This is a genomic window from Microbacterium sp. GCM10027623, from assembly GCF_042666935.1.
Taxonomy (GTDB): Bacteria; Actinomycetota; Actinomycetes; order Actinomycetales; family Microbacteriaceae; genus Microbacterium.
This window is the reverse complement of sequence record NZ_JBHTHE010000001.1, coordinates 1174985-1198858: the sequence shown is the minus strand read 5'-3', so window position 1 is coordinate 1198858 and position 23874 is coordinate 1174985. Positions and strand designations below refer to the sequence as shown.

Sequence of the window (23874 nt, the reverse complement as noted above, 5' to 3'; positions counted from 1 at the left end):
CCCTGGTCGCCGCGTCCGCGGTCTGCTAGCACATGGCGCTACTGACGCGCCCCGATCTCCGCGATCGGCGCCCTGCGCATCGCGGCGCGCGTCGCGAGCGCGAGCGATATCACGCCGATGAGGCTCAGCACGCCCACGATCGCCGCGCTCTCGGTCAGTGAGACGCTCGGCAGCAGGCGCCCCGAGATGCCGAAGCTGATCCCTGCCAGTGGCGGTGCGGCCACCAGCACGCCGAGTGCCGCAGCCAGCAGCACCACCATCACCGACTCGGTGCGCATCATCGCCCGGACCTGCCTGCGCGTGGATCCGACCAGCTGCATCAGGGCGAACTCGCGCCGCCGCTCCCCCGTGGCCATCACGAGTGTGTTCACCACCGCGATGGCGATGTAGCCGAGGATGACGGCGAGCGCGATGAGGTTCACGAGCGAGTTCGCATCGCGTGCGCTGTCACCCGCCGCACGCAGCTCGCCGCGATCGGCGACCGTGAACCCCGCTGCCTCCAGCGACGCCTGCACGTCCGCCGACTGCCCCTTTCTCGCGCTGACCAGCACGTAGTCGCTGAGACCGGTCGTCGTGCGTGCCAGCAGGGCATCGCTCGACAGGGTGACGTCGCCGAAGCCCAACCCGCGCGTGTAGAGCGCGACCACGGTGGAGGTCAGCGCGGATCCGTCGCCGAGGTGCCCGGTGATGCTGTCGCCCACGCGCACGCCGGCAGCCGATGCCGCATCGGAGCTGAGCGCGATGGTGTCCTCACCGGTGAGCTCCTCGAGCGCGCCCGTGACCACCCCCAGGTCCATCGTCGACGCGGTCGCGACCGGGTCGAGCCCCTGCACCGTGTACTGGTCCGACGTCGGATCGCCCAGCTGCACGAAGCTGAAGACCATCTGGCTGAGCACCACCGGGTTCGCTGCGGTCACGCCGGGCGTGCGGACGATGGATGCGACCGCTCCGTCCGACAGTCCGGACGCCCCGCCGGTCACCATCATGTCGGCCGTCACCCCGGCGCGGGACTGCGTGGTCGCTTCGGCCGCGAGGATCGACTGGGTGCCCACCTGTACGAGCCCGAGTCCGATCCCGAGCGCGAGCGGAATGATGGCGGCCGCGAGACGACGCGAGTTGCTGCGTGCGTTGGCTGCTGCGAGGAAAGCCGAGGCCGACTTCAGATGCCGCAGCGGTCCGCCGAGGATCGTGACGGCGACGCGCACCAGTCGCGGCCCGAGAAGGCCGGTGGCGACGATGAGCAGGAGCGCTGCCCCAGCGGGGCCCGCGACGGCGATCGTGCCGGGGACGAACAGCGGCACGGCACTGGCGAGCAGACCGATGATCCCGAGGCTGACTCCGGTGATCGCCCGCCCGCGCCCGATTCTGCCCGGTGTGGTCGACGCCTCCTGCAGCGCTTCGACGGGACTGATGCGTGCGGGGCGCCGGGCGGCGACGGCGGCGGCGAGTTGGGAGGCGGTGACCATGGCGACGACGGCGACGAGCGCCGGCACCGCACCGTAGGTGAGCGCGAAGTCCTCGGGGATCACACCCGCCTGCGCGAAACCGAACCGCATCGCACCGGCGAGGAGGAAGCCCGGGATCACTCCGGCGACAGCGCCGGCTCCCGATACGAGCAGGATCTCCTGCGCCACGATTCGATGGATCTGACCGGGCGTCGAACCGACGGCGCGCAGCAGCGCGAAGTCCCGCCGGCGCCGCTGGATGGACAACGACAGCGTGCTCGCGACCACGAAGAGGGCGATCAGGATCGCCGTGCCGGCGAACGACGAACCGATCGAGACGAGCGTCGCGCGTGCCGCGCCGGCGTCGAGGAACTCCGCAGCGCCGCGATCCTCGCCGGTGTACGTCGCCACGCCGGGCACCGCCGCATGAATCTGCGCCGCGAGGTCGTCGGGCGCGACGCCGGGTCGCGCGAACACTCCGACGACGTCGCTGTTCCGGACGTGCGGCGAGAAGGCGGTTGCCGCGTCATCGGCCAGGAAGACGTGCGCGGCGCGGGAGGGTTGGTCTCCGGCCGCGGACGTGGCGATTCCGACCACGCGGTACGCGTGGTCGACGCCGCCATGGGCCAGTTCGATGCCGGCGCCCAGGTCGGTCCGCGCCGCCAAGCCGGCATCGACGACGACCTCGTCGGCGCCGTGGGGGGCACGACCATCACTGATCCGATACGGAGTGAGCGAGGCGGAGCTCCAGGCGTGCGCTTCGATCGCCGATTCTCCCCAGGACATCGGAACCGTGGAGTCGGCGACGATTCCCTCGGTGCCGGGAAGCGCCCGGATCGCGTCCACTGCGTCGGCGGGGAGCGGGACCCGCTCGGGAAGCCGGTATGCCGCCTTCTCCGGGGTCTCGAACGTCTGGTCGCCGCCGACGATCACGTCGGCGGCGGCATAGCGCTGCGGGTCGACTCCACCTCGAGAGCCGGATTCGATCAGCACTCCCAGGCCCGTGGCGAGCATGGTGGCGGTGAGGACGGCCACGAAGACGCCGACGAGCGCACCCTTCTGCTGGCGGATGCCGGCCCAGATGAGGGCGTTCACCACTTGCCCGACTCGGCCATGCGATCCATGATCCGCTGGGTCGACGCGCCCGCCTCCGAGCCGACGAATGCGCCGTCGGCGAGGAAGACGACCCGATCAGCCCGCGATGCGACTGCGGGGTCGTGCGTGACCATGACGATGGTCTGATGCAGGTCCTGAGCCATCTGGGCGAGCAGATCCAGTACCTGCCGGCCGGTCCGGGAGTCCAGTGCCCCCGTCGGCTCGTCGGCGAAGACGGCATCCGGCCGGGTGATCAGGGCGCGTGCGATCGCCACTCTCTGCTGCTGGCCGCCGGAGAGCTCCGCCGGTCGCCGCCGCCGGAGCTCCTCGAGTCCGATAGAGCGTGCGATGCGGTCGAGCCAGTCCCGGTCCACCCTCTTGCCCGCCAACAGCAGCGGGAGGGTCACGTTCTGCTCCACCGTCAATGCCGGTAGCAGGTTGTAGGCCTGGAAGATGAATCCCACGTGAGTGCGACGGAACTTCGCGAGCCTGTTGGCGCGCATGCGCGAGATGTCGGTGTCGCCGATCCACACCGCACCGCTGGTGGGCGTGTCCAGTCCGGCCGCGGTGTGCAGGAAGGTGCTCTTTCCCGATCCGGAGGGGCCCATCACCGCTGTGAACGAGCCCCGCTGCAGGGCGAGATCGATGCCGCGGAGTGCGACGACCGCCGACGCGCCGGAGCCGTACTGCTTGACGACGGACTCCAGACGGATGGCGGGTACCGCCCCTGGTGAGACGTCGTCCGGCGTTCTCGATCTCAATCTGCTGGTGGTGCCGCTCATGCCGTGCCTCCTGGTCTGGGTCTGGCCGGGGGCGACTGGCGCGGACACTGAGGCCGACGAGAGGTGCTTCCGGTCCCCTTAAGAACCGGAGGGGTGCCTCAGGTATTCCGGTCGCGGTGGCAGGCCGAAGGATCATGCGAGGCCCACGTGGACCCGACCCGGCGACCGCAGCTGCGGCGGTTCAGTCGGCGGCGCTGGACTTCTTCAGCATCCGCATCATCTCCGCGGTCGGCTCGCCGATCGCGATGATGTTGCCCTCGCTGTCACTGAACCACGCACTGCGGAGGCCGTCCATATCGGCGATTCCATCGACGGTCTCCAGCCCGGGGAGGTCGTAGTCGTGGAAGACGACACCGCGCTCACGCAGAGCCGGGACGTCACGGTCGAGGTCGTCGGTCACGAGGTTGAGCGTGGTGTTCTCAGCCGTGCCCGCGAAGACGGTCCGATACACCAGCACCGTCATACCGCCGACGTCGAAGAACAGATTACCGATCTGCGCCTGCGCGTAGACCGGATCGCGTCCGAGCACGTCGTGCCACCACCGCTTCGCGCGGTCGAGATCCGATGCCGGTAGCACGGCCGTCGCCATGAGGTTCTCGAACATGATGAATCCTCAGTTCCAGAGCGTTGTCATGCGGGCGCCGGCCCGGCATGACGCCACGGCGACTCGGGCGCGGGATGTGGCTCCGCGCGCAGTATACGCCTCGGGAAGGCGCCGCAGAAGAGCCCTCGGAGCGCTCGATCACGAACGTCTCGCCAGCCGGCGGGACACCGACTCGCACCGTGCTCGGCGACACGGATGCCGGGTGAGAATTCACACTCTTTCGGACGCGTTCGGTCTAGAGTCACCCCATGGGCACCCTCGAATACAACAGCTCTCACCCTCCCATCGACGTCGAGGACGAGTTGCTCGTGCACCTGAAGGTCATCATCGGCACGAAGCTGCGCCGCCAGGAGAGTTTCATGATGACCTGGACCTCGCTGCCTCCCGCCGACGAAGGCCGCATGAGCGCGTGGATTCACCCGGCGATCCCGTTGGTGCTCGTCTTCGACAGCGCGTCGCCGCCGCCGGTCGACCCCGAGCGGGTCACCCGCATGATGAACAAGCTGAACGCGCGCGGCGAACTCATCGTCGACCGGTAGGCCGAGCGGCGATACCAGCCGAAGCGCGCCGCCCGGAGCCTCCGGCGGGCTCCGGGCGCCGCATGTGGATCACGGTCGGCCCGGAGGCGACCGGACGCGCGATCGGACACCGGTGGTCACCGCCGTCTCCGCCGCCGCACACCTCAGCGGCGATGCGCCGACGGGCCTCCTGCCTCGCGACGGCGGATCCGGCATGATGCCGGTGACCGTGCGGCGGCCGAAGCCCGCAGCGGTCATCATCTCGGCGAATCGCGCCGTGACCCATTCGGGGTCGTCCAGCACGACGGTCAGCGGGTCCATCTGGGCGACCGATGAGTCAGCGGCGAGCACTGCGACGACTGCGCTCATATCCACCTCCCTTCCGTTGGTCGTCGGAGCGACGCGGCTCAGGCGTCGATGCTCTTCACCTCGTGCTTGCGATCGCCGCCGTCCCGGCTGCTGATGCTGATCTTGCGCGGCTTAGCCTGCTCTGCGATCGGGATGCGAAGGCGCAGCACGCCTGCGGTGTAATCCGCATCCACGTTCTCGGTGTCCAGTGCGTCGCCGAGCACCAGCTGTCGGCTGAACACACCCCAGGGGCGCTCCGCGGCAACGGCATCGGCGGCGTCCGGAATGTGGCTGAGGCGCTCCGCCCTGATCGTCAGGACGTTGCGCTCGACGTCGATGTCGAGCCGGTTCGGATCGATACCGGGCAAGTCGAGCTCGACGACGAACTCGTCGCCGTCTCGCCACGCATCCAGCGGCATCCCGGAGGGTCTCGCGACGGTCCCGAAGACCTGCTGCGTGAGCCGGTCGAGGTCACGGAATGGGTCGTGTTGCAACAGCATGTGGATCTCCTCCATCCTCACTATCGTTGGCGTCCCACGCGACGATCTGTATCGCGTGGTATAGGTTTTATACATCGATAGAGACAGGTACGCAAGTGGAAGAGGATGACGTGGTTCCTGACGACTCGTCCGAGTCGCCGAGTTCGCGCGGGGTGTACGGGATCACCGTCGCCGCCGAGCTCGTCGGTCTCGGGGAGCAGACGTTGCGGCTGTACGAACGCAAAGGGCTGCTCGAGCCGAGCCGCACCGCGGGCGGCACCCGACGCTACAGCGAGGACGACCTCGCCGTCCTCCGTCGGGTCAGCGAACTGATCGACGCCGGGGTCAACCTTGCCGGGGCCCGGCACGTTCTCGAACTGGAGGCCGCCAACGAGCGGCTTCGGTCGCAGATCGACGATCTCACCGCGGGGTCTTGATCCGAGCGCTTCGTCGCGCTTCCTGCCACACCGTCGCCCGTGATGCAAGTGGCTGGCGGCGGAACGGCGGCTCGCTAGCGTGGACGGATGGGCGGGATGGAGACGATGGTACAGGTGCAGATCACGATCGACGGCGTGAGCTCGCTCGTCGCGCAGGGTCAGGATGTCGACGACATCCGCCGGCGGATCGAGGAGGCTGCCGCGACGACAGGCAAGTTCGTGGACTTCGTCGTGGTCGGGGACCGGACGGTGGCGGCGCTCATCACGCCGACCTCTCGCGTGACGATCAGCGCCGCCCCCGTGCGGTCCGATCCCCTTGATGCCGGCGACGCGTCCTACGCGTACGGCACGTACTTCGACCTGCTCTGACGGGACTCACTTGTCGCTGAGCTTGTCCTTGATCACTCCGGCCGCCTTGTCCACGATGTTCGGCTTCGCGTCCGTTCCGTAGAACCGGGGGTCGGGCTGGGTTGCCGGCGGCATCGGCACAGACGAGTCCGGCCCGTCGAGGTAGGAGAACTCCCCCTTCCCGTCGGGCGTCGGACCGGATGCCCACTGGCCCTCGGCAGCCGTCTTGCCGTCGGAGAAGTTGATGTACTGATAGCTGACGTCGCGGGCTTCCTGCGACAGCGGGAAGTTGATCGGCACCGGAATGTCCTCGGTGCCTTCTTCACGAAGCTCCTGCGCGGCGCGGATCCACTGGTTCTGGTGCATGGTGTCACGTGCCAGGAGGAAGGACAGCAGATCGCGCACCCCCGGGTCGTCGGTCATGTTGTAGATGCGCGCGACCTGCAGGCGCCCCTGCATCTCCGCGTTGGCGTTGGCGGTGAAGTCGGCCAGAAGGTTCCCGCTGGCGGTCACATACGACCCCTGCCACGGATTGCCGTTGCTGTCCACCGGGCGTGCACCGGCACCGGCCACGATGGCGGCCTGGACGTCCATGCCGCCGATCACTGCACCGAGCACGGGGTCGGCCGCCGCGGCCTCCTCGGACTGCTCGACGGGAGCCTTCTCCAGCAGCTGGGCGATCATGATGGCGAGCATCTCGACGTGGCCGAACTCCTCGGCACCGATGCCGTAGAGCAGGTCTCGATACTTCCCGGGGATGTGCGCGTTCCAGGCCTGAAAACCGTACTGCATCGCCACGGTGATCTCCCCGTACTGACCACCGAGCACCTCTTGCAAGCGGCGCGCGAAGATGGCGTCGGGCTTGGCGGGCGTCGCGTTGAACTGCATCTCCTGCTTGTGAAAGAACATCGAGTTTCCTCTCGTCGTCGTCGAACCGTGACGGCGACTGTACGACCGGAGACGATGTCGCTGAACGGGCTGGCACACGCCCCCGTAGGGGCGTATTCTGGCGCGCTGTTCGAGTGGCCTGTCCGGGCACTCCGCAGGACGCTCCGGACAGCACCCTTCAGATGATTTCGGCGCACGCTCACCCGTCGAGGGCCCGGATCCGCGTCCGTGCGATCTCACCGGCACGAGCGATCACGTCGAGCTGAGCGGGGTTGTACAACTCCGAGACCGCCTCTACGAAGACCCCCCGCGCGACAGTTTCATCCCGCAGGAGGTGATCGACGGGATCACCGATCCACGGGTGGTTCAAGAGGTTCCGGGCGAGGATCGGTGCGAGGTCATCCGCGAGCCGTTCACGAGTGTCTGCGTCCGCGGACGCGGGAAGCCGGTCGATCTCCCGAGCAACGCTGCCGACGTCAGAATCGAGCTCCACCATCTTCCGCAGCCCCGACATCGCCCGTTCGTCGTAGAGCTGACCGGCGATGTGGAGCATCGCGGTGTCAGACTCCGAGAGGCGTGCCGCGACGTCGGCGAACCGCGGGGGAGCATCGGGCGGGGCGTCGTCGCGAAGAATCGCCGCGACCTCGGATCTCGCCTGCTGGATCCGTTCGACATGCGCCCCGAGGTCGGCGTCGACCTGCCGCATGATCTCGCTCGCATCGGATCCGGTACCTGCAACCTCGGGGACCTGCGAAAGCGGAACGCCGAGCCTCACAAGCCGGAGCACGCGAAGCAGCGATACCAGTTCCCGCACACCGTACTGTTTGTACCCGTTAGGCCTTCTCGCCGGTTGCTCCAGCAGGCCGACGGCATGGTAGTGGCGGATGGTGTTCACGGTTGTTCCTGTGAGTTCAGCCAGCTGACGTGTACTCCAACCCACCGATCTCACCCCACCCGTCCTGGCCGCCCGGGAACGTCCGCTCTCAGGCTCAGCATGAGCGACCCGAGTGCGGGAACCATGCTGACAACGTCGGCGACTTGACCTCGCGTACCTGGTGAAAGCTGCGCGAGGGCTCGCAGGTCGGATCGCCGGTGCTGTGCTCGGGGTCGGGAGTCGAAATTTCTCTTCGGCACGGTGAGCGTTTCCATCGGTTCCTGTTCCTTCTTCTCTGGACTCGGTATCCACCCGGCTCAGTCCCGAGCGCCCCCGCCGACTTTCATCTGGTCGGATTCAGAATGCAGCGACCACCGCCGACATCGCATCGGTGGAACCTACCGACGCGCACCCTTATCGGTGACGCTGCTGAGGGATGTCAGCGAGGCCTCTGATCAAGGCGGTGGACAGGTGCTCCGAATGCGCACGGCCGCAGGGACGCACCCGTGGCGCGCTGTCCCTGCGACCGTGTCGTTCCGTCGTGCCGACGGAGAACCCTGCTCTGCTGTCTACTTCGCGGGCTGTTTCAGCTTCGCCGTCTCGGCACGTGTGGTCGGGTCGGTGAACGTCGGATTTCCGGAGTGTTCGCCCTTCTCGTTCAGAGCTGTCCACGACTCGTACGTCACATCCTCGAGCGGGAGCGGCTTGCCCGGTGCGACGATGGTGCGCGCCGGTCGCGCGCCCCCGAGGAGGAACTCGATCACGGGTCCATCCACCTCCTCCGTGCCGTAGGGGAAGACCCCGTGGATGCTCTCATTGTCGACAGCGATCAGGCTCGTGTTGGGAAGTCCGACTCCGGCGGCCCATCCCTGCTCGAACGGGGTCATCGAGTCGAGCTCACTCTGTACGACGATCGTCTCCGGGAAGCTGGCATCCACCTGCGGCTTGGTGGAGTCCGTTGGCCAGAACGCGCACGTCGGCGTCAGAAGCAGACCGAACTGCTCGGTCAGCGGAGCAACCTCGGCGGTGCGCTCCAGGAAGTCGTCCCAGTAGTCGAGCCCCTGCGTCCACTGCCCGTCGGTGCACGCGGTGAACTCGATCACGTAGTCATGGGTTCCCCTGATGAGCTCACCCGGCTGGGTCGCCGGAGGGCTGGCCAACAGGGCGAGCCGCTGATCTGCGATGCCCTGCAGTGGTTCTGGAAGATCTGTGCTCGCGACGATGCGCGTAGCCAGCTCGATCGGATCGACGACACCGGTCGCGGCTTCCGCCTCGGCGATCACGCTCGCGACAAGGCTTCCCGCAACCGGATACAGTGCCGGGGTCGAGAACGCGAGAGAGCCACTGGCTGCATTCCAGGCGTACTGCGCCGCGAGCGATTTCTCGGCCGGCTCGGTGGCCGCGAAATACCGCTCCCAGATCTGTTCAGGATCTGCCCCGAGCCCGATGGTCGCATCATTGCGCGCGATCCAGTTCATCAGATGAAGACGGAACTGGCGGTCACGCCCCTCATGAGCCGAGTTGTAGAGCGTCTGAATGGACGGCTGCGTCGAGTCCGTCGCCGAGTCCAGAACCATCCGCTCGATGTTGTCGGAGAAGAGCGCCCCGTACCAGGCTCCGAGCCAGGTGCCGTACGAGTAACCCATGTAGGTCACCGTGTCGAGGCCGAGAAGATGACGCATGAAGTCCATGTCATACGCGGCCTGCTCTGTGGTCATGGTGGCGACATCGGAGTTCTGGGAACACGCTTCGCCGATCGCCTCAGCTGCGGCCGAAGGACCGCCCGCAGGGTCGTACTCGTAGTCGCATGAGGCGTGGCTCGACTGGCCGAGTCCTCGCTGGTCGAAGCTCACGTAGTTCGTGGTCGCCCGCAGTTCGGGCGTGTACAGCTGGACGGCGGTGCTGTAGGAGAGGCCGGATGAGTACGGTCCACCCGGGTGGGCGATGATCGTCGTGTGGTACTCGGGGTCGGTCGCCTCGATGTTCTTGGCGTGGGAGATTCGGACATCCCAGGTGCTCTCGGGGTCAGGATTCAGCCAATCCCGCGGAACCTGGATGGTGGCGCACTCGACGTTGGACACGTCGGCTCCGGGGATCGGAGGGCCGTCCTCATTGAACTCGCACGCCTCCCACACCACCGTCTGCTCCGCCAATGGTCCGGCGAGGGCCACGACATCGGGGATGCCCTTGCCCGCGGTCTCAGATGGCGAGGCGTCCACTGGGCTGCAGGAGACGAGCACACCGGCCACCAAGGCAATGGCCGCCACGACGGCAGCCGCTCCGGCGATCGTCGGTATCCTTTGTCGGTTCTCCCCGGGGGAAGAGGTAGATCTCTCGTCGAACATGTCATTCTCCTGTCAGCTCATCACTCGATCGTTGGAATGAGTGCCGACGTCGTCCCTCGGCCACCCACGGACACAGCACACACGGTGTTCCCACCACAGAGTCAAGAGATCGTCTCTCCGTCGGACCGGAGACCTCCAACTGCGCAGTGCGCAGATGGAGGTCTCGCCGGTGTCTCTCATCTCGATCGAGACGTCGGCCGTGCCGGCGTGGGGCATCCGTGTGACCGGCGCTCCGACGTGTGAGAGTCCTCAGATGTGCAGCACGACCTCGTGTCGTGCATGCCGGGAGACGCGGCTCACGGCTTGTCGGGCTGAGGGGATACCAGGATCTTCGCGCCCAGTCCACTGCGCAGGGCATGTATCGCGTCGACGACGCCTTCCAGGGCGACTTCCTCGACCCAACCGGTCGTGTCGTAGAACCCCTCCGACATCGCATGGATCACCGCGTCAAAATCTGCCGGAAGATACGCGACTGCCCCGATGATCTCGGCCTCGGAAGTGACGAGGGGAGTGGGGAAGAACTCCATGGAACGCTCATGCAGAGCGACGACGACGACTCGCCCGCCCGGTGTCAGGCTGGCGAGCGACGAAGTGATGGCCGGGCCGACGCCGGCGGCATCGAATGCGACGTCCACTCCGTCACCATCGCTGATCGCAGCCACCGCTTCCGCGAGATCTTCGTTGACGGGGTCGACGACTATCGCACCGAGGGCCGCGATGGTCGCCCGCCGATCGGCGCTCGGCTCCGACACGAGCACCCTCTGCACGCCTCGGGCTTTCAGCGCGAACCAGACGCCGATGCCGATAGGACCCGCGCCCGCGATGAGGGCAGTTCCTCCGGACTCGACCCGGCTGCGCTCGACCGCATGCCAGCCGACCGCCATCGGCTCCACGAGCGCACCCAGCCGGAGGTCGACATTGTCCGGCAGGACATGGAGCATCGAGGCTGCGACGGTGGTGTACTCGGCCATGCCCCCGCCGTCGGACGTGACTCCGTGGAAACCGATGTTCTCGCAGATGTTGTACATCCCTCTTCTGCACGCCGCGCACTCGCCGCAGTAGTAGACCGGCCACACCGCGACTCGGTCGCCGACAGCGACATCAGTCACTCCCTCACCCAGTTCGGTCACCGTGGCCGAGAACTCATGCCCGAGGATCTGTGGCAGCGTCGAGCCGGTCACCGGATGCGGAGTCGTGAAATCCAGGCCCGCCGCTTCCGGCGAGTAGTACAGGTGCAGGTCAGAGCCGCAGATCCCCGTGAACGCGTTCCTCAGCTTCACCTGACCGCGACCGGGGGAAGGCTCTGTCACCTCCTCGATTCTCAGATCTTCCTTCGCGTAGAACTTCGCTGCTCTCATTTCTTCCTCCTCAGTGGATTGAGCACTCTGCCTTCTGACGGCAGGTACTCGCCTTCTGACGCAATGGGACACCCTGTTGTCGGCACAGGGTCAAGTGCGAGCGATCAGGTCGCGCTACTGCGACAGAATGAACTGGTGACGTCGCGCCCGACCCGGCGACATCTCGCTCGGGCCCAGCTGCGCTTCATTGAGCTCGTCCGACGCGCCCTGGCTCCACGGCTTCGGGCTCGAACCTGAGGTGATGACGCGGCACGCTGCCACGCGTCCCGTCGGGCTTCCAGGCCCAGACGCGAATCCTCTCCTGGACGCGCCCGAGGTCGGCGGCACCAGAACGCGCGCCGTTAGGCTGAGGTCCATGCCTGATGTCGTCCGATTCATCCGTGACACCCCGCTGGGGACGCGGATGACCGTGCGCAAACGGATCCCGGGCGGGTTCACCGACGCCGTCGGATACCTGCGGGCGTGCGGTGACCAGGAGTGCGTGGTGGAGACGCGGCGCGGACCGGTCTCCATCCGGCTGGACGAGGTGACCGCGGCGAAAGTGGTTCCTCCCCCGCCGCCGCGACGCGCACCTCGGTACTCGCCGCTCAGCTGATGGCGCGCTCGCGGACGCCCGACTGCCGACGCGGGTCTTTCGCCCTGCGGGGGCGAGAGACATCCGCGCACGGAACCGCGGACGCCACGCTTACGGAGCACGCCCGCGTCGAACCCCACCAACAGAAAATCCCGAGACGCGACAAGTTCATGAACTATGCAGCGACTCGGGAAAGTGGCGGAGACGGAGGGATTTGAACCCTCGGTCCCCTTGCGAGGACTCCACCTTAGCAGGGTGGTGCACTAGGCCTGACTATGCGACGTCTCCAGGCATCCGACTCGAATCCGAGCGCAGATGCGCCCTGCAATCATAACGGTTCCGCAGGCCGGCCACGAATCGGGATCAGCCGCCGCTGGAGTCCCTCGCGACCAGCTCCGGCTGGAAGCGCACCCGCCGCTCGTGCGGGACTCCTTCGAGCCCCTTCAGCAGCAGGTCCACCCCCGTCCAGCCCAGCAGTCGAGCGGGCTGGTGCACCGAACTGAGCGGCACGACGGTGGCCGACGCGAAGTCGATGTCGTCGTAGCCGACCATGGCGATGTCCTCGGGAACACGGATGCCGGAGCCGAAGCTGAACGCCTGCAGCAGCCCGACCGCCAACAGGTCGTTGGCCGCGAAGACGGCGTCCGGTCTGTCCTGGTCGACCCGCGCCACGAGCTGTTCACCGGCCGCACGGCCCTGCAGCACGGTCAGCGACGCCTGCTCGATGACCTCGAGTGACGCGCCGGGGGTGGCGGTGACGGCGGCTTCCGCGCCGCGCAGGCGGTCGGCGACCTGCTGCACGCTGCGCGGACCGCACACGAAGGCGATCCGTCTGCGACCCGCAGCGAGCAGATGCTGCACCGCGAGCCGACCGCCCTCGACGTCATCCACCGAAACCGAGGGATAGTCGTCGGCATCGACCTCTCGGTCGACCAGGACCACCGGCATCCCGCCCGCCGCGAAGCGGTCCAGCGATCCGAGGTCGTCGGAGGCCGGCGTCAGCAGGACGCCGTTCACCCGCTGCTCCTGGAACAGGGCCAGGTGCGCGTCCTGCCGCTCGACCTTCTCATCGCTGTTTCCGAGCAGCACGGTCATGCCCGCATCCGCGGCCCGGTCCTCGGCCCCCCGCGCGACCTCAGCGAAGAACGGGTTGCCGATGTCCGGCACCACCAGTCCGATGCTGCGGCTGCGTCCGGCCCGCAACTGACGCGCCGCGTCGTTGCGCACGAACCCGAGTTCTTTGATCGCCGCCAGCACGCGCTCCACCGTGCCCGCCGAGACGCGTTCCGGCCGGTTCAGCACATTCGACACCGTTCCGACCGACACGCCGGCCGCCGCCGCGACATCCTTGACGCCCACTGCCATGCAGCTTCCCTCCCCCTGCCGCCCATGAAGGGCGGGGACTCCACCTTCTCATTCCGAATGGACCTCACCCGGCAATGACGACCGATCTCATTCGAGAATGACGTCGGCCTCGTCGAAGAACTGGTCCACCGCATCATCGACCGACACGGTGCCGAGCCCGATTTCGCGGCCGAGGTCCCAGAACTTCTGTTCCAGCGAGCCGTACCCGACGACCGGCACCGGCGGCGCCTCGCCGACGCGATCCGCGACCGAAGCGATGTAGTCGGCCACCTGCTTGTCGACGCCTTCGAGGTCGGTTCCGGCCAGCTTGCTCGACGACGCGGGGAACCCCAGCGTGGTGCCGAAGATGCGCCCGGCCTCCTCGCTGTTGACGATGTAGTCCAGGAAGATCGCGGCCGCTTCGGGATGCTTGGTGTTCGGCGCGATGGCGATCTGCAGTCCACCCTGCTGGTAGAGGTCCTTGGATCCTTCGACCGCCGTGGGCGGTGCCACGATCGACATCGCCTTCGCTCCGGAATCGGCGAGGTACCCACCGAGGAAGTTGCTCCAGCTCATCTCGCTCGCGGTGAGCTGGGCGCCCAGACCGGACTTCGGGCTGATCTCCTCCAGCCGCTGCTGGGGCACCGTCACGCCGTCGCGCAGCTCTGCGCCGCTGGACCAGTAGTCCTTCAGCTCCTGCTTCGTGAAACCGAGCTCACCGTCATCCGTGTACAGGTTCTTCCCCTCGGCACGCAGCACGAGCTCGAACCCCTGGATGCGCTGCGTGTAGTCGGTGCCGCCGAAGACCTTCCCGTCGGACGCCGCAGTGAACGCCGCCATCCAGTCGTTGAAGTCCTCCGGACTCGAGCCCTCTTCGGGCGCGTCCACGCCGTACTCGGTGAGGAGATCCTCGTTCACGAAATTCGCCCACATGCTGTACCCGGTCGGCAGGGAGTACTGCACGCCGTCCAGTCGACCGGTGCCCAGCAGCGAGTCATCGAACGTCGAGAAGTCGATGTGGTCCTTCACCGTCGCGAGATCCAGCACGTGACGGCTCTCGGCGTACTGGCGCAGATAGCTGTCGGAGAACTGGAACACATCCGGCAGGCCCCCGCCGGCCGCTTCGGTCGCCCGCTTCTCCCAGTAGCTCGGGAAGTCGGTGAACGTCACCTTGACGGCGATGTTCGGATGCTCGTCGTTGAACGCCTCGATCAGCTGGTTGTAGCGGTCGGCCCGGTCGTCGTTGCCCCAGAAGGCGAAGTCGAGCGACACCTCCGCATCGGGGTCGTACGTGGTCGCGGGCTCGGCCGCAGCGCAGCCCGCCAGTATCAGCGCGCCGACGGCGACCGTCGCCGCACTGCCTGTCAGACGCGGGGTGTAGGACTTTCTCATCTCCGGGACCTCTTCCATAGAACTCTCGAACGGTGTGACGACAGACGATCTCAGCGGCGGCGGCGCACCGGTACGGCGACGACGGCCAGTGCGGCGCAACCGATCGCCGGGATGAACAGCGGGATCAGCGCCCAGGTCACCACGCCGACGAAGACCGCCGTGGCCGCGAGGTAGAGCGCGCCGACGGCATCCGCTCGCACGATCCCGGGAACGGCACGCACGGCCGCGCGCCACCCGGCCTGCGGTGACCATGCGCCGGCCGCGACCAGCACGCCGACCGAGAGTACGACGAGCCCCGCCCAGCCGACGACGCCCACGATCTCGCCGCCAGGCAACGCGCCCGTCCGTGCGAGCACGACGTCCACGGTCAGCACGGTCGCGATCAGCGCGGCCGGCACTCCGACGATCAGCGAGGGGAGGATGCCGACCCGCACGTCCTCCCAGAAGAGCGCTGCTCGGGAATCCGACGCCTGCACGAAGCGCCGCAGCTGGCGGATGCCGGCGGCCAGTGCGATGGGCAGCGTGACCACCGCCAGCGAGACGAGGGTGATCAGCAGACCGATCGTGAGGACCTCGCCGAAGAGCCCGAACTTGGCCTTCGCCCCGGGATGGGGGCCGGGCGTGAAATTCGCGTCGACGGGGCCTGCTCCCGAGCGCGCCTCGCGCGCTGCGGCCCTGCCATCACCTCGACGACGCGACGACATGCTCAGCCCTTCAGGCCCTGGGTGGCGACGCCGTCGACGAGGAAGCGCTGGAAGACGACGAAGAACAACAAGATCGGCACCAGAGCGACGAACGATGCGGTCACGGTGGCGCCGTAGTCGGCGCCGCCGGAGGAGGCGTCGTTGTAGAGCCGCAGGGCGATCGGGAGCGGATAGTTCTCCGGGCTGGTCAGATACAGCAGGGGGCTGAGGAAGTCGTTCCACGTCCAGATGAACGCGAAGATCGCGCAGGTGATCAGGGCCGGCCGGATCAGGGGCAGGATGATCGACCAGAAGATGCGCATGTGGCCGGCGCCGTCGATGCGCGCCGCCTCGTCCATGTCGCGCGGCATCTGCCGGATGAACTGCACCATGAGGAACACGAAGAACGCCTCGGTGGCGAGGAACTTCGGCAGGATCAGCGGGATGAAGGTGTCGATCCAGCCGAGCTGATTGAAGATGATGTACTGCGGGATGATCACGACGTGGAACGGCAGCAGCAGCGTGCCGATCATCGCGGCGAAGAGGATGCCGAGACCCTTGAACTGCACGCGGGCGAACGCGTAGGCCGCGAGCGCGGAAGAGATCACCGTGCCGACCACCGCGGACGCCGCGAGGATGAACGAGTTCAGGAAGAAGCGCCACATGGGCACCCCGGCGATGCCCTCCATGACCTTGCCGTAGTTGTCGATCGTGGGGTTGATCGGCAGCAGTCCGGGGTTCTGCCCGAACTCGTCGTTGGGCTTGAAGGTCGAGAGGAACAGCCAGACCAGCGGGTAGAGCACGATGACGGTCAGGATGATCAGGCCGACCATCCAGATCGCCGTCTGGACGCTCTTGCGCTTGACTCGGCGCGGTTCGGGGACGGCCACCCGGCCGGTGCTCTCGGCGGTCGTGGAGGTCATTTGTCGTCTCCTGCGTAGTGCACCCAGGACTTCTGCGTGCGGAAGAGGATGAATGCCAGCAGGGCGACCACGATCAGCAGCACCCAGGCGATCGCCGCCGCGTACCCCATCTGCCCGTCCGAGAAGCCGCGCTTGTAGAGGTAGACGGTGATGAAGTTGGTCATGCCGGCGGGTCCGCCGGTGCCGTTGGAGATGATGTACGCGGATGCGAAGACCTGGAAGGCTCCGATCAGCCCCAGCAGCAGGTTGAAGAACATCACGGGCGAGAGCATCGGGATCGTCACCGCGCGGAACCGGCGCCAGGCGCCCGCTCCGTCCATCTCGGCCGCCTCGTACAGCTCCTTGGGGATCTGCTTGAGGCCGGCGAGGAAGATGACCATGGTGGAGCCGAAGGTCCACACGTGCAGCAGGATCATCATCGGCAGCACCATGGCGGGGTTGCCGATCCAGCCGCCCAGGTTGATGCCGAAGATCTGCAGACCGCTGTCGACGGGTCCGTCTGTGGCGAACATCGCACGCCAGACGATGGCCACAGACACCGAGGCTCCGATGAGCGAGGGCGCGTAGAACGCCGAGCGGAAGAAGCCCGAGCCCTTGTCGCGGTAGTTGAGCAGCATGGCGACGCCGAGGGCTGCGGCGAGCGTGATCGGGGTTCCCACGAACACGTAGATCAGGGTGATCTCGGCCGACTGCAGGAACACCGGATCCTTGGTGAACAGCCGGATGTAGTTGTCGAAGCCGATCACGCGCGGCGGCTGGAAGATGTTGTACCGCGTGAACGACAGGTACAGCGAGTACACCATCGGCACGAGAGTGAGGCCGAGGAAGCCGATCAGCCAGGGGGTGAGGAACGCGTAGCCCGCAGCGGTCTCGCGACGGGCGCGCAGGCGCTGGCCGGGGCGGACCGGATTCAGGTCGCGGCGGCCCTTGCGCAGCAGGTGCGCGCTGGGCCGGTCTTCGGTGACGACGACCCTTGTCGCTGTGGTGCTCACGGGGCTCTCCTTCCGGGGGTGCGGGCAGGGGGGAGGATGCCGGCGGGTCGAAATCGTGCCGACCCGCCGACGATGCCTCACTGGTTGAGGACGACGTCCATCTCGGCGAAGAACTGCTTCACAGCATCATCCACCGTGATCGTCCCGAAGTTGAGCTCGGTGCCCAGCACACGGAACTTCTCCTCCAGGCTGCCGTAGCCGACGATCGGCACGGGCGGCGCGTCGCCGAGGCGGTCGGAGATCGACTCCTCGTACTCCTTGATCTGCGTGCTCAGGGGATCGAGGTCGGCCGCTTCCAGTGCGGTCGTGGAGGCGGGAAGACCACGGTTCGTGCCGAAGATCTTGCCGGATTCCGGCGAGTTGATGAGGAAGTTCACCAGCGTCGCCGCAGCCTCGGGGTGCTTGGTCTTCGCCGAGATGGCGTGCAGCATCGACGGCTTCAGATACAGGTCCTTCGCACCGTCCTCGGTCACCGGCGGGGCGACGAGACCCAGTTCGGTGTAGCCCTCACCCAGATTGCCCAGGTATCCGGCGCCGAAGTTGTCCCACGTCAGCTCGCTGGCTGTCTTGGCCGAGTCGAACGGGCTGAGCGGCGAGATCTCCTCGACCTGCTGCTGGGGAACGACGACACCGTCGCGGGCGTCGTCTCCCTCGTTCCAGAACTCGGCGAGACGCTTCTCATCGAAGCCCGCGGTGCCGTCCTCGTTGAACAGGTTCTTGCCCTCGCTGCGCAGCTGCAGTTCGAAGTTCTGGATGCGACCGGTGTAGTCGCTGCCGCCGTAGAAGGCGCCACCGGCGGCGTCGGTGACCGTCTTCATCCAGTCGGTGTAGTCGCTCCAGCTGCCGCCCTCGAAGTTCTCGACTCCGGCGGTCTCGAGCAGCTTCGGGTTGGTGAACAGCCCCCACGCGTTCGTGGAGGTCGGGATCGCATAGGTGGTGTCCTCGACCACGCCGATCTTGAGGATGTTGTCGGCGAGGGACTTCTTGTCGATGATGCCGCCGATGAACGGGTCGAGATCCAGCAGCAGACCGTTCTGCGCGTACTGACGCAGGTAGGAGTAGTCGAACTGCATGACGTCGGGCAGGCCGCCGCCGGCCGCCTCGGTCTGGCGCTTCTCCCAGAACTCGGGGAAGCCGAGGAAGGTCGAGTTGACCTTGATGTTCGGGTACTCCTCGTTGAACGCGTCGATGGCCTGGTTGTACAGGTCGGCGCGCACGTCGTTGCCCCAGAACGCGAGGTTCAGTGTCACCTTCTCGTCGGGGTTGTACGTGGCTCCGGGTTCCGCCGTGTCTCCGGCGCAGCCGGCCAGAACCAGCGCCGCGCCGGTCGCGAGCGCGGCTCCGGCCACCAGTCGCTTCTTGCTGAACATCGTTGTCCTCTCTGTGAACGTCCGCCTTCGGCCGAGCCGAGGGACGCCCATGTCCATGTAGGGTGCGGGCGCGCTGTCCGAGGGTCCGTGGGAAAGCGCTTCCCTGCAAACTAACCCAAATTGAATCGTTTTTCAACACCACTCCTGACACGCCAGAACACCGTGTCCCAACCGTGACTATATGGCTCGGAGTCGCCCGTCTTCGACCACGAGCCGCGCACGGTGCACCGCGGAGCGACGCACCTCACCGCTCGCCGCGTGCACCGGGGCATCGGCACGCCCGAAGTAGTAGAACCAGAGGTCCCCACCCGCGCGCACATGAGCACCGTGATGACCGTGGCCTCCGTTCGGCGCCGATGCGAGGATCACGTCATCCGGACCGCCCTGACGGGACCAGCGGATGCCATCGTCGGAGCGATGCACTCCCATCCCCCGCCATTCGTCCACGATCATCCACCAGTGCCCGCCGAGTTCGAACACATCGGGCCCCTCGTGCGGGTTCCCGCCGACCGCGACGCCCTCCAGGTCCCAGTCCCGAAGGTCGGGCGAGGACGCCACCATGGTGACCGAGTCCGCGGCCTCGTCTTTGTACCATAGCCGCCAGAGCCCGTCGGGGGTTCGCGCGGCCGCCGCATCGATCACCCGATCGCTGCTCAGCGCGAGCGGCCCGACCCGTCGCCAGGCGCGCAGATCATCGGAGACGTACTCGACGATCTCGCGCACATGACCCGGCCAGCGGTCGGGGATGCCGTCGATCTCGGTCAGGTGCATCCGCCACTGCCCGCCGTCCCAGATCACTTCCGGCGCCCAGTGGGTGCGATCGACGAGGGCCGGCGGCGGTCCGGGCTCGAGGAGGAGTCCGGATGCCGTCGGCTCGAGCGTCCCGACGTACTCCCATGCCAGTCCGTCCGCGGACGCAGCGACGCCGATGCGGCTGCCGTGCACCCAGGCGACCCCCGGTCCGGGATCCGCCAGGCTCGCCCTGCGCTGGGTGTAGAACATCCACCAGCCGCCGTCCTCGTCGGTGACGACGCGGGGGTCGGTGGCTCCGTCGTACACGGGATCGCGATAGAGATCGCTCATCGCCGCAGGTCCTGCACGGGGCTCGCGAAGCCGGCCCTATGGGTCGGGTGCGACGCCAGCAGCTGCGGGGTGATCACCGCTCCGTCGGCGGCCGCGGATGCATAGATCGCGGCGACGAGCTCGAGGGAGCGGGCAGGCGCGTCAGCCGTCGGGGGCAACGGGGTGCCGTCGAGCAGGGCGTCGAAGACGTCGCGCAGCAGCGGCGCGTGGTCGCTGCGCTCCTCGGCATCCGGGAACGCCCATCCTTCCGCCTCGGCCTCGAAGCCGGGAGCCGCGGTGATGCGCCAGTCGTCATGGCCGTGGCCGTAGAGGTGATCGACCGTGACAGTCGCCTTCTGCGTGTCGATGCGGATCGAGCTGGTCTCCCGCGGCGACACTGCGCTGGTGATGACCTGCGCGACGACCCCGGCCTCGAACACGATGGTCGCCGTGGACACGTCCTCGGTCTGCGTCTCGCGGTCCAGGCGGAACAGGCGCCCCTGCACGCTGGTCCAGGCGCCGAGCAGGTGGGCGAGCAGATCGATCTGGTGGATCCCGTGTCCGAGTGTCGTACCGCCGCCCTCGGTCTCCCACTTCCCGCGCCACGGCACGGCGAAGTAGTCGGCGTCGCGGAACCACAGCGTCTGACACACCGCGACCAGCGGACGGCCCAGCGCCCCGCTGGTGAGCAGTCCGCGCACGTGGGCTGCAGCGGTGCCGGTGCGCTGCTGGAAGACGACGGCCAGCTGCCGGTCGGCGGCGAGCGCAGCAGCGCGCATGTCGTCGAGCTCGTCGAGCGACGGCGCCGGCGGCTTCTCGACGATCACGTGTGCGCCGGCGGCGAAGGCGGCCAGCGCCTGCGCGCGGTGCGGTCCGGGAGGAGTGCAGATCAGGACGACATCCGGATGCTGTGCGGCGAGCATCTCCTCATAGTCGCCGTACGAGTCGGGTACGTCGTACTCGGCGGCGAACCCGGCCGCGCGTTCGGCGCTGATGTCGGCGACAGCGACGAGTTGCGCGCGGGGGTGCGCGGCGACAGCCTTCGCGTGCAGGTTGGCGACGGATCCGGTGCCGACGAGCACGCACCGCAGCCGGCGGTCGGATGGGGTGCGGGGCGACATGATCCTCCTCGGGGACGGATCGATCATAACGATTCAACCGATGCGTCGCGTGCGATGCGGAGGAGCTCCCGCAAGGCATCGGCGATGCGCGGCGCGTCGTCGGCATCCGCGTCCGCGATCCCCACCGCATAGCGGAACCGGATGGTCTCCCCCGCCGGCACCTGCACTTCCTCGCTGAAGAACGGTGCAGGGTTCAGCGCAGCGTACTCCTCGGAACGGGCGAACCACTGCGGTGGATGGTGGGGGTTGTCCTCGGCATCCGCCATCACGATCAGCGACGTGTCGTCGGTGACGTCATGGCGACCCGCGAAGCCCATCCACGTGTACCGCTGCCCCCGCACGTCCGAACCGGTCGCGATGCCGTCGACCGTGACCACGCGTCCGTCGGTGAATGAGCGGGGTCCTCGCCAGAACAGGCCCCCGTAACCGGCGTTCTCGCGGCCCCTCGTGGTGGGCGAACCGATCGCGATGGTCGCGTCCGTCACGTTCGTCATCGCCGTCTCGAAGGTGAGCGCCCAGGTGGCGTGGTCAACGATGCGAGCCGTCAGCGTGCGGTCCTCGGTGAACATGCGGCGACCGGCCTGCGAGATCCAGTCCAGGTCGTGCGCGAACGTCACGACGCCGCCCTCGACGATCGCGGACGTCGCGTCGAGGTGATGCTGCGTGCCGTCGTTCGGCAGCTGGACATAGCCCTCCCCTCGCACGTAGGTCGGTCCGCCCCAGAAGTTCTCGTGATCGACGACCGGCAGTGACCAGGCGAGACCCTTGTGCCAGACGTGGTCCCAGGGGCGGAAGAGGCTCACCACGCGCCCCGCACGGGTGCGGATGGGGTCGAGGTACGGCTTGGGCGACTCCAGCTGCGGGGAATCCGGGCTGGTGACGTAGCGAAACAGATCGACGTCGCCGTCGGAGACGACGATCGCGGTGTCGGAGCGGGTGAGCGCCAGGGTCATCGGTGGTCTCCTTCGAGAGGATGGGATGCCACCTCGACGGTGGCGCAGACGAAGACCGAGCGCAACCGCGCACGCCGCGGGTGAGGCTTGGTCATGCTGTTCCTCCCCGCTCGTCCCGTGCCGCATCCGGCAGCGGGATGGCGCCGGTGATCACCGGCGGTCGGCCGTTCTGAGCCTGATGCAGTTGGACGTAGCGGCCGCCGAGGGTCATCAGATCGGCATGGGATCCCTGCTCGACGATCCGCCCGCGCTCGAGCACGGCGATTCGGTCGGCCCGCCGCACGGTGGAGAGCCGGTGGGCGACGATGAGGGTGGTGCGGCCGTGCATGAGCCGTTCGAGCGCCTCTTTCACGAGCACCTCGGATTCCGGGTCGAGTGCACTGGTCGCCTCGTCGAGCAGCAGGATGCGGGGATCCCGCACGAGAGCGCGGGCGATCGCCAGCCGCTGACGCTGCCCGCCGGACAGGCGCGCGCCGCGCTCACCCACGACGGTGTCCCAGCCGTCGGGCTGACCGTGCACGAAGTCCCACGCGTTGGCGTCGCGCAGCGCCTTCTCGACGCGCTCCGGTGTGGCCTCCGGTAGCCCGTAGGCGACGTTGTCGAAGATCGACCCTTCGAAGAGCACCGACTCCTGCGGCACGACCGAGATCGACCGCCGCACGGTGCGCACGTCGAGTTCCTGCAGGTCCTGACCGTCGATGAGGACGCGACCACTGCTGGGGCGCACGAATCCGAGCACGAGGTTCAGCAGCGTGGATTTACCCGATCCGGACGATCCGACGAAGGCGACCGTGTCGCCGGGAGCGATGCGCAGATCGATCGCCCGCAGGGCGTCCTCGCTGGCGTCCGGATAGCGGTGGGTCGCGCCGTCCAGCACGATCTCGCCGCGCACCTCGCCCACCACGCGCTTGCCGGAGTTGTGCTCGACGTCGGGGTCCTGAAGCACCTCAGCGATCGAGCGGACGGATTCCAGTCCGCGGGCACCGACCGGGATCAGCATGAGCAGCTGCGTCAGTCCGCCCGTGAGCAGGGTGAAATACGTCGAGAGCATCACCACCTCACCCGGCGAGATCGGCAGGATCCCCGTGATCGCGAACACCGCGGCGAGCATCAGGCACGCTGCGCCGAGCAGCTGCATGGCCACCCACGAGACCGAGGCGACGCGACCGTTGAGCAGGTCGAGGTCCAGTCCGGCGCGCCGCACACCGTCGGCGCCATCGGCGACCCGGGTGATGGCCGTCTGCTCGAGTCCGTGCGCGCGAGTGACCGGGATGAGCGAGGCCATCTCGCCGACCCGCGCCGAGAGCGTCTCGATCTCACGGCGGAACACCTCGTTGCGACTCTGGGAGCGCTTGCGCATGCCATAGCGGATGCCGATGGCGATCGGCACAGCCAGGGCGTACACCGGCAGGAACTGGGGCACGGCTATCGCCGTCATGCTCAGCGCGCCGAGCATGACCATCGTCGAGGAGAGCAGTGGATGCGTGACCTGCTGCAGCATCAGCTCGACGTTCTCGACATCGCGCACCAGCTTGGTCTGCACGATCGAGGCGCTCACGCGCGTGTGGTACCCGATTGACAGGCTCTGCAGCCGGGCGGTCAGGGCGTTGCGCAGGTCGGCGCCGAGATCGCGCACCACGGTCATGAAGTTGCGCGTGTAGATGAGGTGATTCGGGTAGTTCTGCAACAGCAGCACGGCGGCGAGTGCGAACCACCACAGCACGTCGGTCACTTCACCGCCCGTGGCGACGATGTCGATGATCGCGGCCGTGATCACCGGCAGGAACCACACCGGCGTCTCCTTGACGGCGAAGGCCAGCACGGCCGCCGCGAGGCGCCACGGTCGGCGCGTGACGAGGCGGAGCGTCGAGCGCGTCGGATGCCGTCCGTCAATCAGCGCCGCCGGATGGGAAAGCGCTTTCTGACACATGCGTCCATC

At 67.5% G+C, this 23874-nt stretch carries 23 protein-coding genes and 1 tRNA gene; 4 read left to right on the top strand and 20 right to left on the bottom strand.

What is annotated here, in order from left to right; translation table 11 throughout:
• Positions 1-38: 38 nt before the first annotated feature.
• From ACFQY2_RS05420 to ACFQY2_RS05410, 3 genes are all read right to left on the bottom strand, one after another.
• Complete coding sequence (locus tag ACFQY2_RS05420; RefSeq protein WP_378744625.1) at positions 39-2543, bottom strand: FtsX-like permease family protein; 2505 nt, start codon at positions 2541-2543, stop codon at positions 39-41.
• Entirely contained in the window at positions 2537-3322 is a 786-nt protein-coding gene (locus ACFQY2_RS05415) for an ABC transporter ATP-binding protein (protein ID WP_378744624.1), read from the bottom strand. The genes ACFQY2_RS05420 and ACFQY2_RS05415 overlap by 7 nt, the downstream gene beginning before the upstream one ends.
• A 181-nt stretch (positions 3323-3503) precedes the next feature.
• Positions 3504-3926: a VOC family protein gene (locus ACFQY2_RS05410; RefSeq protein ID WP_378744623.1), complete on the bottom strand. Its 423-nt coding sequence runs from the start codon at positions 3924-3926 to the stop codon at positions 3504-3506.
• A 248-nt stretch (positions 3927-4174) separates the two neighbouring features.
• Between ACFQY2_RS05410 and ACFQY2_RS05405 the strand changes: the two genes are divergently transcribed.
• Positions 4175-4465 (top strand): hypothetical protein, encoded by a 291-nt coding sequence (locus ACFQY2_RS05405; RefSeq protein ID WP_378744622.1) that lies wholly within the window; start codon positions 4175-4177, stop codon positions 4463-4465.
• Between the two features lie 69 nt (positions 4466-4534).
• On the opposite strand, the gene ACFQY2_RS05400 is transcribed toward ACFQY2_RS05405, so the two are convergent.
• Positions 4535-4813, bottom strand: coding sequence for a hypothetical protein (locus ACFQY2_RS05400; protein WP_378744621.1), 279 nt, complete (start codon positions 4811-4813; stop codon positions 4535-4537).
• Between the two features lie 38 nt (positions 4814-4851).
• Positions 4852-5292: an Hsp20/alpha crystallin family protein gene (locus tag ACFQY2_RS05395; RefSeq protein ID WP_378744620.1), complete on the bottom strand. Its 441-nt coding sequence runs from the start codon at positions 5290-5292 to the stop codon at positions 4852-4854.
• A gap of 110 nt (positions 5293-5402) precedes the next feature.
• Here ACFQY2_RS05395 and ACFQY2_RS05390 point away from each other — a divergent pair, with 110 nt between their 5' ends.
• Entirely contained in the window at positions 5403-5708 is a 306-nt protein-coding gene (locus ACFQY2_RS05390; RefSeq protein WP_378744619.1) for a MerR family transcriptional regulator, read from the top strand.
• A gap of 96 nt (positions 5709-5804) precedes the next feature.
• Complete coding sequence (locus ACFQY2_RS05385; RefSeq protein ID WP_378744618.1) at positions 5805-6077, top strand: hypothetical protein; 273 nt, start codon at positions 5805-5807, stop codon at positions 6075-6077.
• 6 nt (positions 6078-6083) lie between these two features.
• On the opposite strand, the gene ACFQY2_RS05380 is transcribed toward ACFQY2_RS05385, so the two are convergent.
• The 4 genes from ACFQY2_RS05380 to ACFQY2_RS05365 form a co-directional block, all read right to left on the bottom strand.
• Positions 6084-6965, bottom strand: coding sequence for a manganese catalase family protein (locus ACFQY2_RS05380; RefSeq protein ID WP_378744617.1), 882 nt, complete (start codon positions 6963-6965; stop codon positions 6084-6086).
• Positions 6966-7143: 178 nt separating this feature from the next.
• A complete protein-coding gene (locus ACFQY2_RS05375) occupies positions 7144-7884 on the bottom strand; it encodes a MerR family DNA-binding transcriptional regulator (protein ID WP_378745033.1) in 741 nt (246 codons plus the stop codon).
• Between the two features lie 503 nt (positions 7885-8387).
• Complete coding sequence (locus ACFQY2_RS05370; RefSeq protein WP_378744616.1) at positions 8388-10085, bottom strand: alpha/beta fold hydrolase; 1698 nt, start codon at positions 10083-10085, stop codon at positions 8388-8390.
• A 374-nt stretch (positions 10086-10459) separates the two neighbouring features.
• Positions 10460-11521 (bottom strand): 2,3-butanediol dehydrogenase, encoded by a 1062-nt coding sequence (locus ACFQY2_RS05365; protein WP_378744615.1) that lies wholly within the window; start codon positions 11519-11521, stop codon positions 10460-10462.
• A gap of 355 nt (positions 11522-11876) precedes the next feature.
• Between ACFQY2_RS05365 and ACFQY2_RS05360 the strand changes: the two genes are divergently transcribed.
• Positions 11877-12116: a hypothetical protein gene (locus ACFQY2_RS05360; RefSeq protein ID WP_378744614.1), complete on the top strand. Its 240-nt coding sequence runs from the start codon at positions 11877-11879 to the stop codon at positions 12114-12116.
• A 175-nt stretch (positions 12117-12291) separates the two neighbouring features.
• Here ACFQY2_RS05360 and ACFQY2_RS05355 read toward each other — a convergent pair.
• The 11 genes from ACFQY2_RS05355 to ACFQY2_RS05305 all read right to left on the bottom strand — a co-directional run bounded on the left by ACFQY2_RS05355 (position 12292) and on the right by ACFQY2_RS05305 (position 23865).
• A tRNA-Ser gene (locus tag ACFQY2_RS05355) sits at positions 12292-12383 on the bottom strand.
• A gap of 75 nt (positions 12384-12458) precedes the next feature.
• Complete coding sequence (locus tag ACFQY2_RS05350; protein ID WP_378744613.1) at positions 12459-13460, bottom strand: LacI family DNA-binding transcriptional regulator; 1002 nt, start codon at positions 13458-13460, stop codon at positions 12459-12461.
• A gap of 87 nt (positions 13461-13547) precedes the next feature.
• Complete coding sequence (locus ACFQY2_RS05345) at positions 13548-14831, bottom strand: ABC transporter substrate-binding protein (RefSeq protein ID WP_378744612.1); 1284 nt, start codon at positions 14829-14831, stop codon at positions 13548-13550.
• Between the two features lie 50 nt (positions 14832-14881).
• Positions 14882-15535 carry a hypothetical protein gene (locus tag ACFQY2_RS05340; protein WP_378744610.1) on the bottom strand — a complete coding sequence of 218 codons (654 nt, stop codon included), beginning with the start codon at positions 15533-15535 and terminating at the stop codon, positions 14882-14884.
• Positions 15536-15537: 2 nt separating this feature from the next.
• The gene (locus tag ACFQY2_RS05335; protein WP_378744609.1) at positions 15538-16437 is read right to left on the bottom strand and encodes a carbohydrate ABC transporter permease; all 900 of its coding nucleotides are present in this window, start codon (positions 16435-16437) and stop codon (positions 15538-15540) included.
• On the bottom strand, positions 16434-17429 hold the full coding sequence (locus ACFQY2_RS05330) for a carbohydrate ABC transporter permease (RefSeq protein ID WP_378744608.1): 996 nt from the start codon (positions 17427-17429) through the stop codon (positions 16434-16436). The genes ACFQY2_RS05335 and ACFQY2_RS05330 overlap by 4 nt, the downstream gene beginning before the upstream one ends.
• A 77-nt stretch (positions 17430-17506) precedes the next feature.
• Complete coding sequence (locus ACFQY2_RS05325; protein ID WP_378744607.1) at positions 17507-18799, bottom strand: ABC transporter substrate-binding protein; 1293 nt, start codon at positions 18797-18799, stop codon at positions 17507-17509.
• A 177-nt stretch (positions 18800-18976) separates the two neighbouring features.
• Positions 18977-19882 (bottom strand): hypothetical protein, encoded by a 906-nt coding sequence (locus ACFQY2_RS05320; RefSeq protein ID WP_378744606.1) that lies wholly within the window; start codon positions 19880-19882, stop codon positions 18977-18979.
• The gene (locus ACFQY2_RS05315; protein ID WP_378744605.1) at positions 19879-20982 is read right to left on the bottom strand and encodes a Gfo/Idh/MocA family protein; all 1104 of its coding nucleotides are present in this window, start codon (positions 20980-20982) and stop codon (positions 19879-19881) included. The genes ACFQY2_RS05320 and ACFQY2_RS05315 overlap by 4 nt, the downstream gene beginning before the upstream one ends.
• A gap of 23 nt (positions 20983-21005) precedes the next feature.
• Positions 21006-21935, bottom strand: a complete 930-nt coding sequence (locus tag ACFQY2_RS05310) for a PmoA family protein (RefSeq protein WP_378744604.1) — start codon at positions 21933-21935, stop codon at positions 21006-21008.
• Between the two features lie 91 nt (positions 21936-22026).
• Positions 22027-23865, bottom strand: coding sequence for an ABC transporter ATP-binding protein (locus tag ACFQY2_RS05305; RefSeq protein ID WP_378744603.1), 1839 nt, complete (start codon positions 23863-23865; stop codon positions 22027-22029).
• Positions 23866-23874: the final 9 nt, after the last annotated feature.